General features: G+C 71.2%; 15 protein-coding genes and 2 pseudogenes. 11 read left to right on the forward strand and 6 right to left on the reverse strand.

Annotation, left to right across the window (positions count from 1 at the left end; all coding sequences use genetic code 11):
• Positions 1 to 51 precede the first annotated feature (51 nt).
• Complete coding sequence (locus tag OG514_RS21075) at positions 52 to 1164, reverse strand: CdaR family transcriptional regulator (RefSeq protein ID WP_266897015.1); 1113 nt, start codon at positions 1162 to 1164, stop codon at positions 52 to 54.
• Positions 1165 to 1346: 182 nt separating this feature from the next.
• Between OG514_RS21075 and OG514_RS21080 the strand changes: the two genes are divergently transcribed.
• The 3 genes from OG514_RS21080 to OG514_RS21090 all read left to right on the forward strand — a co-directional run bounded on the left by OG514_RS21080 (position 1347) and on the right by OG514_RS21090 (position 4312).
• On the forward strand, positions 1347 to 2273 hold the full coding sequence (locus OG514_RS21080; protein ID WP_266897017.1) for a proline dehydrogenase family protein: 927 nt from the start codon (positions 1347 to 1349) through the stop codon (positions 2271 to 2273).
• Between the two features lie 32 nt (positions 2274 to 2305).
• On the forward strand, positions 2306 to 3946 hold the full coding sequence (gene pruA, locus OG514_RS21085) for an L-glutamate gamma-semialdehyde dehydrogenase (protein ID WP_266897019.1): 1641 nt from the start codon (positions 2306 to 2308) through the stop codon (positions 3944 to 3946).
• A gap of 129 nt (positions 3947 to 4075) precedes the next feature.
• Positions 4076 to 4312, forward strand: coding sequence for a hypothetical protein (locus tag OG514_RS21090; protein WP_266897021.1), 237 nt, complete (start codon positions 4076 to 4078; stop codon positions 4310 to 4312).
• Here OG514_RS21090 and OG514_RS21095 read toward each other — a convergent pair.
• Positions 4302 to 5195 (reverse strand): alpha/beta fold hydrolase, encoded by an 894-nt coding sequence (locus OG514_RS21095; RefSeq protein WP_266897023.1) that lies wholly within the window; start codon positions 5193 to 5195, stop codon positions 4302 to 4304. The two genes, OG514_RS21090 and OG514_RS21095, sit on opposite strands and share 11 nt — an antisense overlap.
• A gap of 109 nt (positions 5196 to 5304) precedes the next feature.
• Between OG514_RS21095 and OG514_RS21100 the strand changes: the two genes are divergently transcribed.
• Entirely contained in the window at positions 5305 to 5841 is a 537-nt protein-coding gene (locus OG514_RS21100; RefSeq protein WP_266897025.1) for a GNAT family N-acetyltransferase, read from the forward strand.
• A 16-nt stretch (positions 5842 to 5857) separates the two neighbouring features.
• On the opposite strand, the gene OG514_RS21105 is transcribed toward OG514_RS21100, so the two are convergent.
• From OG514_RS21105 to OG514_RS21115, 3 genes and pseudogenes are all read right to left on the reverse strand, one after another.
• Complete coding sequence (locus tag OG514_RS21105) at positions 5858 to 6601, reverse strand: hypothetical protein (RefSeq protein ID WP_266897027.1); 744 nt, start codon at positions 6599 to 6601, stop codon at positions 5858 to 5860.
• Positions 6598 to 6939: a PadR family transcriptional regulator gene (locus OG514_RS21110; protein WP_266897029.1), complete on the reverse strand. Its 342-nt coding sequence runs from the start codon at positions 6937 to 6939 to the stop codon at positions 6598 to 6600. The genes OG514_RS21105 and OG514_RS21110 overlap by 4 nt, the downstream gene beginning before the upstream one ends.
• A gap of 55 nt (positions 6940 to 6994) precedes the next feature.
• Positions 6995 to 7144 (reverse strand): annotated as a pseudogene (locus OG514_RS21115) (NADP-dependent oxidoreductase); the annotation flags it as partial.
• 4 nt (positions 7145 to 7148) lie between these two features.
• Here OG514_RS21115 and OG514_RS21120 point away from each other — a divergent pair.
• From OG514_RS21120 to OG514_RS21135, 4 genes and pseudogenes are all read left to right on the forward strand, one after another.
• A pseudogene (locus OG514_RS21120) lies at positions 7149 to 7364 on the forward strand (LysR family transcriptional regulator); the annotation flags it as partial.
• A 229-nt stretch (positions 7365 to 7593) separates the two neighbouring features.
• Complete coding sequence (locus OG514_RS21125; RefSeq protein ID WP_266897031.1) at positions 7594 to 7725, forward strand: hypothetical protein; 132 nt, start codon at positions 7594 to 7596, stop codon at positions 7723 to 7725.
• 91 nt (positions 7726 to 7816) lie between these two features.
• Positions 7817 to 8857, forward strand: coding sequence for a 3-isopropylmalate dehydrogenase (locus OG514_RS21130; protein WP_266897033.1), 1041 nt, complete (start codon positions 7817 to 7819; stop codon positions 8855 to 8857).
• Between the two features lie 257 nt (positions 8858 to 9114).
• Positions 9115 to 10203: a branched-chain amino acid aminotransferase gene (locus OG514_RS21135; protein ID WP_266897035.1), complete on the forward strand. Its 1089-nt coding sequence runs from the start codon at positions 9115 to 9117 to the stop codon at positions 10201 to 10203.
• A gap of 44 nt (positions 10204 to 10247) precedes the next feature.
• Here the strand turns inward: OG514_RS21135 and OG514_RS21140 are convergent, their stop codons facing one another.
• A complete protein-coding gene (locus tag OG514_RS21140) occupies positions 10248 to 11669 on the reverse strand; it encodes a cytosine permease (protein WP_266897037.1) in 1422 nt (473 codons plus the stop codon).
• Between the two features lie 133 nt (positions 11670 to 11802).
• Between OG514_RS21140 and ureA the strand changes: the two genes are divergently transcribed.
• The 3 genes from ureA to OG514_RS21155 are packed head-to-tail and all read left to right on the forward strand — an operon-like array spanning position 11803 to position 15265.
• On the forward strand, positions 11803 to 12546 hold the full coding sequence (gene ureA, locus OG514_RS21145) for an urease subunit gamma (RefSeq protein WP_266897039.1): 744 nt from the start codon (positions 11803 to 11805) through the stop codon (positions 12544 to 12546).
• Positions 12546 to 14228 (forward strand): urease subunit alpha, encoded by a 1683-nt coding sequence (locus OG514_RS21150; protein ID WP_266897041.1) that lies wholly within the window; start codon positions 12546 to 12548, stop codon positions 14226 to 14228. The genes ureA and OG514_RS21150 overlap by 1 nt, the downstream gene beginning before the upstream one ends.
• Before the next feature lie 20 nt (positions 14229 to 14248).
• Positions 14249 to 15265: an agmatine/peptidylarginine deiminase gene (locus OG514_RS21155; RefSeq protein ID WP_266897042.1), complete on the forward strand. Its 1017-nt coding sequence runs from the start codon at positions 14249 to 14251 to the stop codon at positions 15263 to 15265.
• Positions 15266 to 15276: the final 11 nt, after the last annotated feature.

A 15276-nucleotide genomic window follows, 5' to 3' on the forward strand; every position in this document is an offset into this window, starting at 1 on the left:
GAGATCCTACAAACCGGCCCGGAGGGGCGGTCGTTCAGTGCGGGCGGGTGCTCAGAGCCGGGCCGACTTCAGGGACATGTGGAGCAGCAGGCGGTCCTCGCCGTCGTCCAGGTCCAGGCCGGTGAGCTGCTCGACCCGGGACAGCCGGTAGTAGAGGGTCTGGCGGTGGATGCCCAGGGCCGCCGCCGTGCGGCCCGCCTGGCCCGCGTTGTCGAGGAACACCTCGGCGGTGCGGGCCAGTTCGGCGTGGGCGGGGGCGATGAGCGGTGCGACGGCGGGGTCGATCTCGGGGTGGTAGAGCGCCGCGAGCAGGCGGTACGGGCCGATCCCGGCCCACTCCGCGACCGGGCCGAGCGTCGGCTGGGCCGTGGCGGCGCGGGCCGCCGTGTTGGCCTCGCGCCAGGCCGCCGGGAGCTCGGCGAGGCCCCGGCGGGGGTTCGCGATGCCGGCCGGGGCGGCGGCGCGCAGCCGGTCGGCGGCCGTGTGGGCGGGGGCGAGGTCCTCGGCCGTCCGCAGCCGTACGAGGACGGCGAGGGACTCGCCCTCGGGGAGCGTGGTGACCGCCGCCGCGCCGGGGACCGACCGGATCGAAGGTGCCTCGCCCTGCCAGGGGGTCACGCAGACGACGGTGTGCAGGCCGTCCGCGCTGGGGCCCAGGGCCACCCGGAGCGCGGCGACGGCCATGTCGCTCTGCCAGCCGCGCCCGGCGGTCAGGACCGCGGCGAACTCGCGCGAGAGGTCGGCGTCCGCGCGCTCCTCGTCGGCGAGGAGGTCGCCGATCCGGGTGGCGACCTCCATCGCGGCCGTGAGCTGGTCGGGCGTGGGGCCGGGCTCGGCGTCGAGCAGCCAGACGTACCCGAGGACGACGCCCCGATGGCGTACGGGCAGGCAGAGGCGGTCCCGGTACACGCCGGCGTCCGGGGCGGCCGGGATGCGGACCGGGCCCGTCGCCCGGGTGATGCCGAAGCCCTCGAACCAGGTGCGGACCGCCGGGGTCGACTTCCGGGTCAGGATCGACCGCGTCCGGACGGGGTCCATCGCGGTGTCGTCGTCGCTGTCGTGGGCGCCGAAGGCGATCAGACCGAAATCGCGGTTCTCCAGCGTCGCCGGCGCACCGAGGAGCGCGGAGATCTCGTCCACCAGTTCTTGGTAATCGCCCTTCACAGCGCCATTCTCGCACCCTCTCAGACATATGTATGAGATGCCGCCCACGGATGCGTGACAGCTGTAGATGGCGGACGATCGGAGCGATCCATAGGTTTCACGGTGGTTCTTCGTGCTGTTCCCGTTTTCTTCCGAAAGATCGGGTACGGCACCCTTCGTCACCTGTCCTTCTGGAGGTCCCCGTGCTGGGTCCCGTGATCCTCGCCGCGTCGCGCAGCGACAAGATGCGCCGTTTCGTGTCGGCCGCCCCCGGGACCAAGCAGGTCGTCGCCCGCTTCATCGCCGGTGAGTCGGTCGACGACGTCGTCCCGATCGTCCAGGAGCTGAGCGACCGCGGCCTGGAGGTCACCCTCGACGTCGTCGGTGAGGACATCACCACCGTCGAGCAGTCGTACGCCGCCCGGGACGCCTACCTGGAGCTCATCGGCCGCCTCAAGGAGCTGGGCCTCGGCGAGCGCGCCGAGATGTCCGTGAAGCTCTCGATGTTCGGCCAGTCGCTGGAGAACGGCCACGAGCTGGCCCTCGCGAACGTCCGTCCGGTCGTCGCGGCCGCCGCCGAGATCGGCACCACGGTCACCCTGGACGCCGAGGACCACACCACCCTCGACTCGATGTTCGCCATCCACGAGGAGCTGCGGAAGACCCACCCGCAGACCGGCTGTGTCATCCAGGCCTACCTCTTCCGCACCGAGGACGACGCCCGTCGCCTCGCCGCGAACGGCTCCCGCGTCCGGATCGTGAAGGGCGCCTACAAGGAGCCCGCCTCCGTCGCCATCCAGGACAAGCCCGAGATCGACAAGGCGTACGTCCGGATCATGAGGATCCTGATGGACGGCGAGGGCTACCCGATGATCGGCTCCCACGACCCGCGGCTCATCGCCGTCGGCCAGGAGCTCGCCCGCCGTGCGGGGCGCAAGCTGGACGAGTACGAGTTCCAGATGCTGTACGGCATCCGGAGCGAGGAGCAGCACCGGCTCGCCGCGGAGGGACACCGCATGCGCGTGTACACCGCCTACGGCACCGACTGGTACGGCTACTTCATGCGCCGCCTGGCGGAGAAGCCGGCCAACCTCCTCTTCTTCGTCCGATCCATCCTCACCAAGGGCTGAGCCCACACCCCTCAGAAGGAGTCACGCGACCCATGGACGCTGTCACCCAGGTCCCCGCTCCGGTCAACGAGCCGGTGCACAGCTACGCCCCCGGATCCCCCGAGCGCGCCCGCCTCGAGACCAAGCTCAAGGAGCTGTCCGAGAACCCCCGCGAGCTGCCGATGACCATCGGTGGCGTGAAGCGCCTCGGCGGCGGCGAGGAGTTCAAGGTCGTCCAGCCGCACAACCACAAGGCCGTCATCGGTACCTTCCGCGGCGCCACCACGCAGGACGCCCAGGACGCCGTCGACGCGGCCCTGGCCGCGGCCCCGGCCTGGCGCGCGATGGCCTTCGACGACCGTGCCGCGATCATCCTGCGCGCCGCCGAGCTGCTCGCCGGCCCGTGGCGCGAGACGCTGGCCGCGTCCACGATGCTCGGCCAGTCGAAGACCGCCCAGCAGGCCGAGATCGACACCCCGTGCGAGCTCGTCGACTTCTGGCGCTTCAACGTGGCGTACGCCCGCCAGATCCTGGCCGAGCAGCCGCCGGCGAACTCCCCGGGTGTGTGGAACCGTCTGGACCACCGCCCGCTGGAGGGCTTCGTCTACGCGATCACGCCGTTCAACTTCACGGCCATCGCGGGCAACCTGCCCACCGCCCCCGCCCTGATGGGCAACGTGGTGGTCTGGAAGCCGTCCCCGACGCAGACCCACTCCGCCGTGCTCCTCATGGAGCTCCTGGAGGAGGCCGGCCTGCCGAAGGGTGTCATCAACCTGGTGACCGGCGACGGCATCGCCGTCTCCGAGGTGGCCCTGAACCACCCCGACCTGGCGGGTATCCACTTCACCGGTTCGACCAAGACCTTCCAGCACCTGTGGAAGACGGTCGGCACCAACATCGAGAAGTACCGCTCGTACCCGCGGATCGTCGGCGAGACCGGCGGCAAGGACTTCGTCGTCGCGCACCCCAGCGCCGACCGCGCCATCCTGAAGACCGCGCTGACCCGTGGCTCCTTCGAGTTCCAGGGCCAGAAGTGCTCCGCGTCCTCGCGCGCCTACGTTCCGGCCTCCATCTGGAACGACGGCTTCAAGGAGGAGTTCGCGGCCGAGGTCGACGGCATCACCATGGGTGACGTCACCGATCTGTCGAACTTCATCGGCGCCGTCATCGACGAGCGCTCGTTCGCCAAGAACAAGGCCGCGATCGACCGTGCCGCGGCCGACCCGACCTGCACGATCATCGCCGGTGGCACGTACGACGACTCGGTGGGCTACTTCGTCCGTCCGACCGTCATCGCCTGCACCGACCCGGAGAACGAGGTCTTCAAGGCCGAGTACTTCGGTCCGATCCTCGCGATCCACGTTTACGACGACAGCTCGGCCGAGAAGTACGACGAGATGCTGACCCAGATGGAGTCGGTCTCGGACTACGCCCTCACCGGCGCGGTCATCTCCGGTGACCGCGCGGCGGCCGCGTACACGATGGAGAAGCTCCGCTTCGCCGCGGGCAACTTCTACATCAACGACAAGTCGACCGGCGCCGTCGTCGGCCAGCAGCCCTTCGGCGGCGGCCGTGCCTCGGGTACGAACGACAAGGCCGGTGCCCCGCAGAACCTGATGCGCTGGACGCTGACCCGCGCCATCAAGGAGACGCTGGTTCCGCCGACCGAGTACGGCTACCCCCACATGGGCTGACGCCCCCCGCCTCTGACACGGAGGCCCCCTGACACCGCCCCCCTCCTCGGTCCCCCAACTGAGGACGGGGGCGGTTCTCATGCGGCGGGCTTACGCTGCTGGGAGGGGGCTTCGGTGAGGAGGCACGACATGCCTGGTTCGACGACGATCCGGCCGGGGCACGGGGCCGACGCGGTCGAGCACCTCGACGCGCTGCGGATGACGTCCCTGATGAAGGAGCTGGGCCGGCTGCTGACGGCGACGGGACCCGACCGGATCACCGACGCGCAGGTCGCGGCCCTGTGCGGGGGCGAGGCCGGCCGTCGGGAGGATTTCACCGACTGGGTGGAGCGCGTCGTCCGCGATCTGGAGAAGGCTACGGCCTGACCGGAACGTGCCGCGCGAGGAAGTCGCCGATCAGCGAGGCGATCTGCGGCGCGTGGGTCTCCAGGGCGAAGTGGCCCGTGGGGAGGAGGTGGATCTCGGCGTCCGGGAGGTCGCGGCGGAAGGCTTCGGCGCCCGCCGGGACGAAGACCTGGTCGCCTTCGCCCCAGACCGCGAGGAGCGGGACCCGGCTGGTGCGGAAGTACTCCTGGAAGGCCGGGTAGAGGGCGAAGTTGGACCCGTAGTCGGCGATCAGGCCGAGCTGGATGTCGTCCTGCCCTTCGCGGGCCATGAGGCCGGCGTCGTGGTGCCAGGCGTCGGGGCTGAGCAGGTCGCGGTACTCGGCCGGGACGCCGGTCTCGTACTGCCAGCGGATGCCGTCGAGGGAGCGGATGGCGCGGACCGGCTCCTCGGTCTCGGGGGTGCGCTCCTCGATCAGGGCGAGGACCGGTGCCCAGGCCTCGGCGCCGAGGCCCTCCTCGTACGCGTTGCCGTTCTGGCTGATGATCGCGGTGATCCGCTCCGGGTGGGCGAGGGCGAGGCGCAGGCCGATGGGGGAGCCGTAGTCCTGGATGTAGAGGGCGAACCGGTCGAGGCCCAGGGCCTCGGTGAACTCGGCGGTGAGCGCCGCCAGTTCGGCGAAGGTGTAGTCGAAGTCGGCCGCCGAGGGGGCGGCGCTGCGGCCGAAGCCCAGGTGGTCCAGGGCGATCAGCCGGTAGTTCCCGGCGAGCAGCGGGATCAGGTCGCGGAACATGTGCGAGCTGGTGGGGAAGCCGTGCAGCAGCAGGAGTACGGGGGCGTCGGCCGGGCCCGCCTCACGGTAGGCGATCTCGTGGTCACGGACCTTGACGGTGCGGTGGTGCGTCGGCAGCACGGTCGTCGCCATCTCTAACCCCTTAAGTGCGTGTGACTGGTTATGAGATGACTCAATCAGGTGCTGGCTAACCTGTCAATGGATTATGAGAGGTTAGTACTGGGTGTGGGAGCCTGGGCGCATGACCGTGAGGATCGCGCCCACCCATGAACTCGGGGCCGCCCGGCTCCACTCCGTACGCGAGCTGCTCGACACCGCCTTCGACGGCGACTTCTCCGACGACGACTGGGACCACACCCTCGGCGGTGTCCACGCCTGGGTCGAGGACGAGCGGGGCGTCGCCGCCCACGGCGCCGTCGTGATGCGCCGCGCCCTCCACCGGGGCCGCTCCCTGCGCGTCGGTTACGTCGAAGGGGTCGCCGTCCGCGCCGACCTCAGGCGCCAGGGGCTCGGCGGGGCCGTGATGGAGGAGCTGGAGCGGGTCATCGACGGCGCGTACGTCCTCGGGGCGCTCGGCGCCTCGGACGCCGGGGCCGCGCTCTACCGGGCACGCGGCTGGCGCGTCTGGGAAGGCCGCCTCGAAGCCATGGGGCCCGAGGGGATCGTCCGCCTCGCGGAGGAGGAGGGGCACGTCCTGCTGCGCCGGGCGGCCGGTCGGGCACTGCCCGATCCGGCCGCCGCGCTCGTCTTCGACTGGCGGGACGGCGACGTGATGTGAGGGAGAGCGGGCAGGGTCAGGAGGACTTCGAGCGGTCCTGGTCCACCCGCCCCTTGGTCGTCTCCAGGTGCGAGGTGAACAGGGCGGAGAACATCGACGCCAGAGCGACGGTGATCGCGAGCCCGCCCATGCCGAGCGTCCCGATGAAGCACATCGCCATCGCGCCGCCGACGATGACGGCCCACACCGCGAGCGCCACCTTGCCGCGGCGGCTCAGGAACAGCCACCGGTGCGGGGCGGCGGGCCGGGCCTCCAGGGCCCCCGCCGGTCCCGCCGTCGCCGCGCGCGGCCGCTTGAAGTAGCCGTACACCAGCCACTCGCCGCACAGCTCCCAGCCCTCGGGCTCCAGCTCGGCCAGGACCTTGACGCGGCGCCGGGCGCCGATGACCTCGCGGCGGTACTCCCAGCGCAGTGTCGCCGTCGCGGAGCGGCGGCAGACGAACCGGCCGAGCGAGTCCAGGGACTCCACCTCCCAGCCCTGGTCGCCGTGGACGGTGAGCATCCGGCGGTCGTTGAAGAGGTCCGCCGTCCAGGTCCAGCTCTCCGCCTTCCCGTCCGGCTCGCCCGGCAGCGGCGCGAGCCCGCCGAGCTGGGCGGCGAAGGCGGCGGCCGGCCCGAACTCCTCCTCCGGACGCGTCCCGGTCCCGGCGAGATGCCCGCGCAGGTCCTCGACGGTGGCGGCGATCTGCTCCTCCGGCACTCCCGTGGTGCGCAGCGCGTCGGTGAGCTCTCCGAAGTAGCGGTCGGATTCCGTGGTCATGTGGTGCTTCCCCCTGGGTGGAGCGTGGTCTCGACTGCGCGGTGGAAGCGCAGCCAGTCGCGGCTCTCGGTGGCGAGGTGCTCGCGCCCCTGCGCGGTGAGTCGGTAGTAGCGGCGTCCGGGGCCGCGTTCGGCGGCGCGGAACTCGGCTTCCACCAGACCGGCTTCCTCCAGGCGGTTCAGGACGGGGTAGAGCGTCCCGCCCTTGATCTCGCCGAGTCCCGCCTCGGCGAGTGCCTTGGCGATCTCGTACCCGTAGCTCTCCCCGTCGGTCAGGCGGGAGAGGACGAGCAGGTCGAGGACTCCCTTGAGCCAGCTGGATCTGCGGTCTGCGGCCATGGATGTATTGGAGCACCAGCTAGGTAGGACTGCAAACTAGATAGGTGAGCCGATCTCATCGCGCGACCAGCATCTTCCCCAGGTTCTCGCCGCGCAGCATCCCCAGGAACGCGCTCACGATCCGCTCGAAGCCCTCCACGACCGTCACGTCCAGGGGCAGCGATCCGTCGCGCAGGTGCGGGACGACCAGCTCGTACAGCTCGTCGAGGGCGGTGCTCTCGATGGTGAGCAGTGGCTTCGGGATGGCCGTGATGCCGGAACTGTCCCTTGTCGGAGCATCGCCCTCGGTGGCGATCACCGATCTCGGCGCGGCCCGCCCGACGCGCTCGGTCGGCTATGTCACCACTCCTGAGCTGGGGCGATCCCTCGCCGTCCGGGCACTCATCAGGGAACTGCGGGGTGGCGAGGGCGCGAAGGCGCGCTGATCGCCGTCTCAGATAGTAGGAAGTCCGAGTAATTGTGGAGACAGATGAGGAGAGCTGTCCTAGCTTTGTAGGAGCCGAACGTCTCGCTCCATCAGCGAATGGCGGTCGAGAGCGCGACGCCCCTGTGCAGGCAACCCCTGCGGCGACGCTCCCCGCCCCTGCCGGCGCCTTCGATCATCACTGATCTCCGCACTTCGGATCACCACTGATCTCAAGGAGTCGATCCCTCATGGCAACTCAGACCGCCCCCCGCGTCCGCCACTCCGCCAACCGTCCCAGCGACGAGGCCCGCCAGAACGCCGCCGCGGCCCTCCAGCGCGCCCTCGACCGCCGTGACAACGGCGGCTCCACCGGCCACTGACCCGCCTCCGACACGTCTTCACCCGGATGGCGCTTCGTCCACATGATGGACGTGACGTGTCAGACGATGGGACGAAGAGTAGGGTGCCGACATGTCTCACAGCATCAATCTCGCAGTCATTCCCGGCGACGGCATCGGCCAGGAGGTCGTGGCCCAGGGCCTCAAGATCCTCGCGGCCGTCCTTCCCCAGGACGTGAAGCTGGAGACCGAGGAGTACGACTTCGGCGCCAAGCGCTACCACGCCACCGGTGAGACCCTCACCGACGCCGACCTCGACTCCCTCAAGAAGCACGACGCCATCCTGCTGGGCGCCATCGGCGACCCGTCGGTGCCCTCCGGCGTCCTGGAGCGCGGCTTCCTCCTGAAGCTCCGCTTCGCCTTCGACCACCACGTGAACCTGCGTCCCTCGAAGCTGCTCCCCGGCGTGGCCACCCCGCTCGCCGGGCAGCCCGAGATCGACTTCGTCGTGGTCCGCGAGGGCACCGAGGGCCCGTACACGGGCAACGGCGGCACCATCCGCAAGGGCACCCCGCACGAGGTCGCCACCGAGGTCTCGGTCAACACCGCCTTCGGTGTCGAGCGGGTCGTCCGTGACGCCTTCGCCCGCGCCCAGGCCCGCCCGCGCAAGAAGCTCACGCTGGTCCACAAGAACAACGTGCTGACCTTCGCCGGCCACCTGTGGACGAACATCTTCACCAAGGTCGCGGCCGAGTTCCCCGAGGTCACCACCGACTACCTGCACGTCGACGCCGCGACGATCTTCCTCGTCACCGACCCGGCCCGCTTCGACGTGATCGTCACCGACAACCTCTTCGGCGACATCATCACCGACCTCGCCGCGGCCGTCTCCGGGGGCATCGGCGTCGCCGCCTCGGGCAACATCAACCCGAGCGGCGAGTTCCCGTCGATGTTCGAGCCGGTCCACGGCTCCGCGCCGGACATCGCGGGCCAGGCCAAGGCCGACCCCACGGCCACGGTCCTCTCCGTCGCGCTCCTGCTGCGCCACCTCGGCTACGAGGCCGAGGCCGTGCGGGTCGAGGAGGCCGTCGCCGCCGACCTCACCGAGCGCGGCGACAGCGTCCGCACGACGGACGAGATCGGCGACGCGCTCGCCGCGCGAGTAGCGAGCTGACCCGCGCCGACTGACATCGACAGCAGCCGCCGGGTCGCACAGCGCCCGGCGGCTGTCCCATGCGCGGCCCCGGGTGCACCCCATCGAACCTGGACCGCGTTCACCCGTTTCCCGCACCGGTCCCCGCGAGCGATAATCGAACGTGGGGCCGCGGCATGCGGGCATGCTCGGACGTCCACCTCGTCAGGGACAGCAGTCTCCGAGAGCAGGCGTGCGCGCGCGGTCCTACCCACACAACCGGTGAAGGACACGCACTCATGACGACGCCCACGATCGAGCTCAAGCCCTCCTCCAGCCCGCTGTCCGCCGCGGAGCGCGAGGCGATCCTGGCCAACCCGGGATTCGGCCGCCACTTCACCGACCACATGGTCACCATCCGGTGGACCGAGGGCCGCGGCTGGCACGACGCCCAGCTCGTGCCGTACGGCCCGCTCGCCCTCGACCCGGCCACCAACGTCCTGCACTACGCGCAGGAGATCTTCGAGGGCCTGAAGGCCTACCGCCGCCCCGACGGCTCGGTCGCCAGCTTCCGCCCCGACGCCAACGCCCGCCGCTTCCAGGCCTCCGCCCGCCGGCTCGCCATGCCCGAGCTGCCCGTCGAGACCTTCGTCGAGGCCTGTGACGTCCTCGTCCAGCACGACAAGGCGTGGGTCCCGGAGCACGGTGGCGAGGCCTCGCTCTACCTTCGGCCGTTCATGATCGCGACCGAGGTCGGCCTGGGCGTCCGCCCGGCCAACGAGTACCTCTTCGTCGTCATCGCCTCCCCGGCCGGCCCGTACTTCCCCGGCGGCGTGAAGCCCGTCTCCATCTGGCTCTCGGAGAACCGCGTCCGTGCCGTCCCCGGCGGCGTCGGCGACGCCAAGACCGGCGGCAACTACGCGGCCTCCCTGCTCGCGCAGGCCGAGGCGGCCCAGAAGGGCTGCGACCAGGTCGCCTACCTCGACGCCGTGGAGCACAAGTGGGTCGAGGAACTCGGCGGCATGAACCTGTACTTCGTGTACGGGAACAAGCTGATCACCCCCACCCTCACCGGTTCGCTGCTCGCCGGCATCACCCGTGACTCGCTGCTCAAGCTCGCGGCGGACCTCGGCCTGGAGCCGGAGGAGGGCCGCGTCTCCATCGACCAGTGGCAGGCGGACAGCGCGAACGGCACCCTGACCGAGGTCTTCGCCTGCGGCACCGCCGCCGTGATCACCCCGGTCGGCACGGTCAAGTCCGAGCGGGGCGAGTGGCAGCAGTCGGGCGGCCGGCCCGGCGAGATCACGATGAAGCTGCGCGACGCGCTGCTCGCCGTCCAGACCGGCAAGGCCGAGGACGTCCACGGCTGGATGCACGAGCTGGGCTAGTCGTACGGGTCGGCCCGGCCGGGTGAGCCGGGCCGGGCCGGTCGCTACTCCGCCTGCGCCAGGGCTTCCGGGGCCGTCACGGTCCCGGGAGCCCTGTTCGGCGTCAGGACCGCGTACAGCGCCCCGCCCACGAGCCCCGACAGCACGAAGCTGCAGTCGATGCCGCCGGTCAGGGCCAGCAGCGGACCCTCGTACAACGGCGTCGACACCCCGGCGAGGCCGACCGCCGCGCCGATCGCCCAGGAGGCGGTGGCACGCGGGTGCCAGCCCGCCGAGAACCAGTAGATCCCGCCGCGCGAGCGCCGGTTGTAGACCTGGAGCGCCTCCGGGTCGTACGACCCTCCGCAGCGCACGTGGCCGATCAGGGTGATCACCGCCCACGGCGTGCCGATGGCGGTGAGCAGCAGGACGAACGAGGTCATCGCCGACTGCGCGTCCGAGGCGAAGTGGCCGAGGAAGACGAAGGCCGTCGCGACCGCCGCGACCACGAGGGTGGCACGCGCGCGGGTGGCCTTCGGCAGGATCGCGTCGAGGTCGAGCCCCATCGAGTAGAGCATCAGACCGGCGTTGCCGACGGAGCCGGCGGTGGCCGCGATCAGCAGCGGCACGAGGTACCAGACCGGGGACGCGGCGACGAGCGGTCCGGCGTAGTCGAGGCCGCCGCGCGCCGCCAGGGCGGTGAACGTACCGAAGAGCTGGGGGATCAGCAGCCCGACGACCAGGCCCAGGCAGGTGGCCCGCCACACGGTCTTCGCGCTGTGCCGCCGCGGCGAGACGTACCGGGTGTAGTCGCCGAGCAGGGTGATGAAGGCGACCGGTCCGCTGAGGCCCGCCGCGACCGCCGAGAGCAGCCAGGTCGGCCAGAACGAGCCGAGCAGATACGGGGTGTCCGGCACCGCCGCCGTCGTGAAGTCCCCGGCGTACGCGAGGAGTCCGAGGGCCAGGAGCACGGTCATGCCGACGGCGAGCGCCTTGCTCAGCTTGAGCAGCAACCGGTAGCCGTACACCGCGGCGACCGCCGTGCAGGCGGCGAGCAGCGCGTAGACGACGGCGTGCGTGGCGCCGCCGGTCGGCAGGCCGGTCAGCCGGGCGAGCGTGCCCACCATGACGTCGCCGCCGATCCAGAGGGTCAGCGCGGTGTATCCGAGCGAGAGCAGCAGTCCGACCACCGAGCCCACCAGCCGGCCCCGTACGCCGAAGAAGGCGCCGGAGGAGGTGGAGAGGTTGGTGGCGGTGCGGAGCGACACGAGGGCCAGCGGGGCGGTGACGGCGACACCGACGAGGGTGCCGGTGACGACGGAGGTCACCGAGGCCCAGAGGTCGAGGCCGAAGGAGACCGGGAGCCAGCCGAAGACGATCACCCCCAGGCAGAGGTTGGACCCGAGCAGGATCGCGACGAGATCCCGGGGGCCACTGGTGCGTTCGGCCTCGGGGACGGTGTCGACTCCGCGCTGTTCGATCGGCATGGGGCCTCCTGGGGGCGGTAGCGGCGAGATTTAGAGTGGCGCTCAATGTGACCTGCGGCAGTGCCTCGCGTCAATGCTTGGAGAAGTGCGTCTCAACATTTAGAGTGTCGCTCAAACAGGAGGTGTTTCGGACGTGCGACTGACTCCCACGGAACGCGACCGGCTGCTGCTCTTCGGCGCCGCCGAGCTCGCCCGGGCCCGCCGGGCCCGGGGCCTGCGGCTCAATGTCCCCGAGACGACCGCGCTCATCGCGGACACGGTCTGCGAGGCCGCCCGCGACGGCAAGCGACTCGCCGAGGCGATCGAGGCCGCCCGCTCGGTCCTCGGCCCCGACGACGTCCTCCCCGGCGTCGCCGACGTGGTCACCGAGGTCCATGTCGAGGCCGTCTTCGACGACGGCTCGCGGCTCGCGGTCGTCTCCGCCCCGATCGGGGGAGGCGGTCTCGGCGCGGCGGCGCCGGGCGCACTGCTGCCCGGGCCCGGGCACCCGGAGTCCGAGCCGACGCTCACGCTCCCTGTACGGAACACGGCGACCGTCCCCGTGAGCGTCACCTCCCACTTCCACTTCTTCGAGGTCAACCCGCGCCTCGACTTCGACCGCGCCGCCGCCTACGGCATGCGGCTGGCCATCCCGGCCGGCGCCTCCTTCCGCTTCGACCCGGGCGGCGAGGCGGAGGTCGGGCTCGTACCGATCGGCGGCGCCCGCGTGGCCATCGGCTTCGCGGGCCTGGTCGACGGACCCCTCGACGCGCCCGGAGCGAGGGAAGAGGCCCTGCGGCGAGCGGCGGCCTGCGGCTACCTGGGAGTCGAGAGCGGAGACGACCGGTCCGACGGCGTTCGGTCCGACGGCGTTCGGTCCGACGAGGAGGGCAACTGATGGACCCGTACGAGTACGCATCCGTGCACGGCCCCCGCGCCGGCGACCGTGTCGTCCTGGGCGACTCCGGGCTCGTCGTCCGCGTCGAGTCGGACTCGCAGCAGCCGGGCGACGAGTTCCTGGCCGGCTTCGGCAAGACCGCCCGCGACGGACTGCACCTGAAGGCGGCGGCCGTCCGTGAGACCTGTGACGTCGTGATCAGCAACGTGCTGGTCATCGATGCCGTCCTCGGCATCCGCAAGGTGTCGATCGGCATCCGCGAGGGCCGCATCCACGCGATCGGCCGGGCCGGGAACCCCGACACCCTCGACGGCGTGGACGTCGTCGTCGGCACCGGCACCTCGATCGTCTCCGGCGAGGGCATGATCGCCACCGCCGGAGCCGTCGACACCCACGTCCATCTGCTCTCGCCCCGGATCATGGAGGCGTCGCTGTCGAGCGGTGTCACCACGGTCATCGGGCAGGAGTTCGGCCCGGTGTGGGGCGTCGGGGTGAACTCGCCGTGGGCGCTGCGCCATGCGTTCAACGCGTTCGACGCCTGGCCGGTCAACATCGGCTTCCTGGCCCGTGGTTCGTCCTCGGACCCGGCGCCGCTGGTCGAGGCGCTGGCCGAGGGCGGTGCGTCCGGCTTCAAGGTCCACGAGGACATGGGCGCCCACACCCGGGCCCTCGACACCGCCCTCCGGGTGGCGGAGGAGCACGACGTCCAGGTCGCCCTGCACAGCGACGGCCTCAACGAATGCCTCTCGGTCGAGGACACCCTGCGGGTCCTGGACGGCCGGACGATCCACGCCTTCCACATCGAGGGCTGCGGCGGCGGGCACGTACCCAACGTCCTGAAGATGGCGGGCGTGCCGAACGTCATCGGCTCCTCCACCAACCCGACCCTGCCCTTCGGCCGTGACGCCGTCGCCGAGCACTACGGGATGATCGTCTCCGTCCACGACCTGAAGACCGACCTCCCCGGTGACGCCGCCATGGCACGTGACCGGATCCGGGCCGGGACCATGGGGGCGGAGGACGTCCTGCACGACCTCGGCGCGATCGGGATCACCTCCTCCGACGCGCAGGGGATGGGAAGGGCCGGCGAGACCGTACGCCGGACCTTCGCCATGGCCGGGAAGATGAAGGCCGAGCTCGGACCCATGGAGGGCGACGGCGCGCACGACGACAACGCGCGCGTGCTCCGCTACCTGGCCAAGCTCACCATCAACCCGGCGATCGCCCACGGCCTCGCCCACGAGATCGGCTCGATCGAGGTCGGCAAGCTGGCCGACATCGTGCTGTGGAAGCCGCAGTTCTTCGGCGCCAAGCCGCAGCTGGTGCTGAAGTCCGGCTTCCCCGCGTGGGGGGTCGTGGGCGACCCGAACGCCGCCACCGACACCTGCGAACCGCTCGTCCTCGGACCGCTGTTCGGCGCGCACGGCGCCACGGCCGCCGACCTCTCGGTCGCGTTCGTCGCCCAGGCGGCCGTCGACCTCGGCGCCGACAAGATGCCGACCCGCCGCCGCCGCGTCCCCGTCCGCGGCACACGCGGCATCGGTCCGGCCGACCTGCGGCTCAACTCCCGTACCGGAGACGTCCAGGTCGACGGCGACACCGGCCTCGTCTCGCTCGACGGCTCGCCGATCCGCTCCGAGGCGGCCGACTCCGTCTCGCTCAACCGCCTCTACTTCCTCTAGTTCCTCTAGGACCCGTCACCATGACCTACCGCATGCCCGCCGAGTGGATGCCGCACGAGCGCACCTGGATGGCCTGGCCAAGCCCCAACCCCACCTTCACCAACGCGGACGAGCTCGCCGAGGCCCGCACGGCCTGGGCGTCCGTGGCCCGCGCCGTACGCCGCTTCGAGCCGGTGACGATGGTGCACGGCCCCGGCGACGCCGAGTCCGTGCGCGCCCTCCTCGGGGAGGACGTCGACCTGGTCGAGCGGGACCTCGACGACGCCTGGATGCGGGACATCGGCCCGACCTTCGTCACCGACGGCACCGGACTGGCGGCCGTGGACTGGGTGTTCAACGGCTGGGGCGGCCAGGACTGGGCCCGCTGGGAGCACGACTCCAAGATCGCCCGCCATGTCGCGGACACGGCCGGCGTCCCGGTCTTGTCCTCCCCGCTCGTCAACGAGGGCGGCGCGATCCACGTCGACGGCGAGGGCACGGTCCTGCTGACCGACACCGTCCAGCTCGGCGCCGGCCGCAACCCCGAGTGGACCCGTGAGCAGGTCGAGCACGAGATCCACGCCAAGCTCGGCACGACGAAGGCGATCTGGCTCCCCCACGGCCTCGCCGGCGACTACGGCCTCTACGGCACCCAGGGCCACGTCGACATCGTCGCCGCCTTCGCCCGCCCCGGCACGGTCCTCGTCCACAGCCAGCAGGACCCGGCCCACCCGGACTACGAGCGCTCCAGGACGTACGTGAACATCCTGCGCGGCCAGACCGACGCCCAGGGCCGCCCCCTGGAGGTCGTCGAGATCCCCGCCCCGACCGTCCTCAAGGACGAGGAGGGCGAGTGGGTCGACTACTCGTACATCAACCACTACCTGTGCAACGACGGCGTGGTCCTCTGCGCCTTCGACGACCCGCACGACGAACTGGCGGCCGAGATCTTCCGCCGCCTCTTCCCGGAACGCGAGGTCGTCCTGGTCGACGCGCGCACGATCTTCGCGGGTGGAGGCGGCATCCACTGCATCACGCAGCAGCAGCCGGCGGTGTAGCCGGCCGCCCC

The sequence above is a fragment of the Streptomyces sp. NBC_00572 genome (assembly GCF_026341815.1).
Lineage (GTDB): Bacteria > Actinomycetota > Actinomycetes > Streptomycetales > Streptomycetaceae > Streptomyces.

Excerpts from the sequence above, each read along its gene's own strand:
- pruA (WP_266897019.1), top strand. The coding sequence starts at position 2,306 with ATGGACGCTGTCACCCAGGTCCCCGCTCCGGTCAACGAGCCGGTGCAC.
- OG514_RS21090 (WP_266897021.1), top strand. The coding sequence starts at position 4,076 with ATGCCTGGTTCGACGACGATCCGGCCGGGGCACGGGGCCGACGCGGTC.
- OG514_RS21095 (WP_266897023.1), bottom strand. The coding sequence starts at position 5,195 with ATGGCGACGACCGTGCTGCCGACGCACCACCGCACCGTCAAGGTCCGT.
- OG514_RS21100 (WP_266897025.1), top strand. The coding sequence starts at position 5,305 with ATGACCGTGAGGATCGCGCCCACCCATGAACTCGGGGCCGCCCGGCTC.
- OG514_RS21105 (WP_266897027.1), bottom strand. The coding sequence starts at position 6,601 with ATGACCACGGAATCCGACCGCTACTTCGGAGAGCTCACCGACGCGCTG.
- OG514_RS21110 (WP_266897029.1), bottom strand. The coding sequence starts at position 6,939 with ATGGCCGCAGACCGCAGATCCAGCTGGCTCAAGGGAGTCCTCGACCTG.
- OG514_RS21125 (WP_266897031.1), top strand. The coding sequence starts at position 7,594 with ATGGCAACTCAGACCGCCCCCCGCGTCCGCCACTCCGCCAACCGTCCC.
- OG514_RS21130 (WP_266897033.1), top strand. The coding sequence starts at position 7,817 with ATGTCTCACAGCATCAATCTCGCAGTCATTCCCGGCGACGGCATCGGC.
- OG514_RS21135 (WP_266897035.1), top strand. The coding sequence starts at position 9,115 with ATGACGACGCCCACGATCGAGCTCAAGCCCTCCTCCAGCCCGCTGTCC.
- OG514_RS21140 (WP_266897037.1), bottom strand. The coding sequence starts at position 11,669 with ATGCCGATCGAACAGCGCGGAGTCGACACCGTCCCCGAGGCCGAACGC.
- OG514_RS21150 (WP_266897041.1), top strand. The coding sequence starts at position 12,546 with ATGGACCCGTACGAGTACGCATCCGTGCACGGCCCCCGCGCCGGCGAC.
- OG514_RS21155 (WP_266897042.1), top strand. The coding sequence starts at position 14,249 with ATGACCTACCGCATGCCCGCCGAGTGGATGCCGCACGAGCGCACCTGG.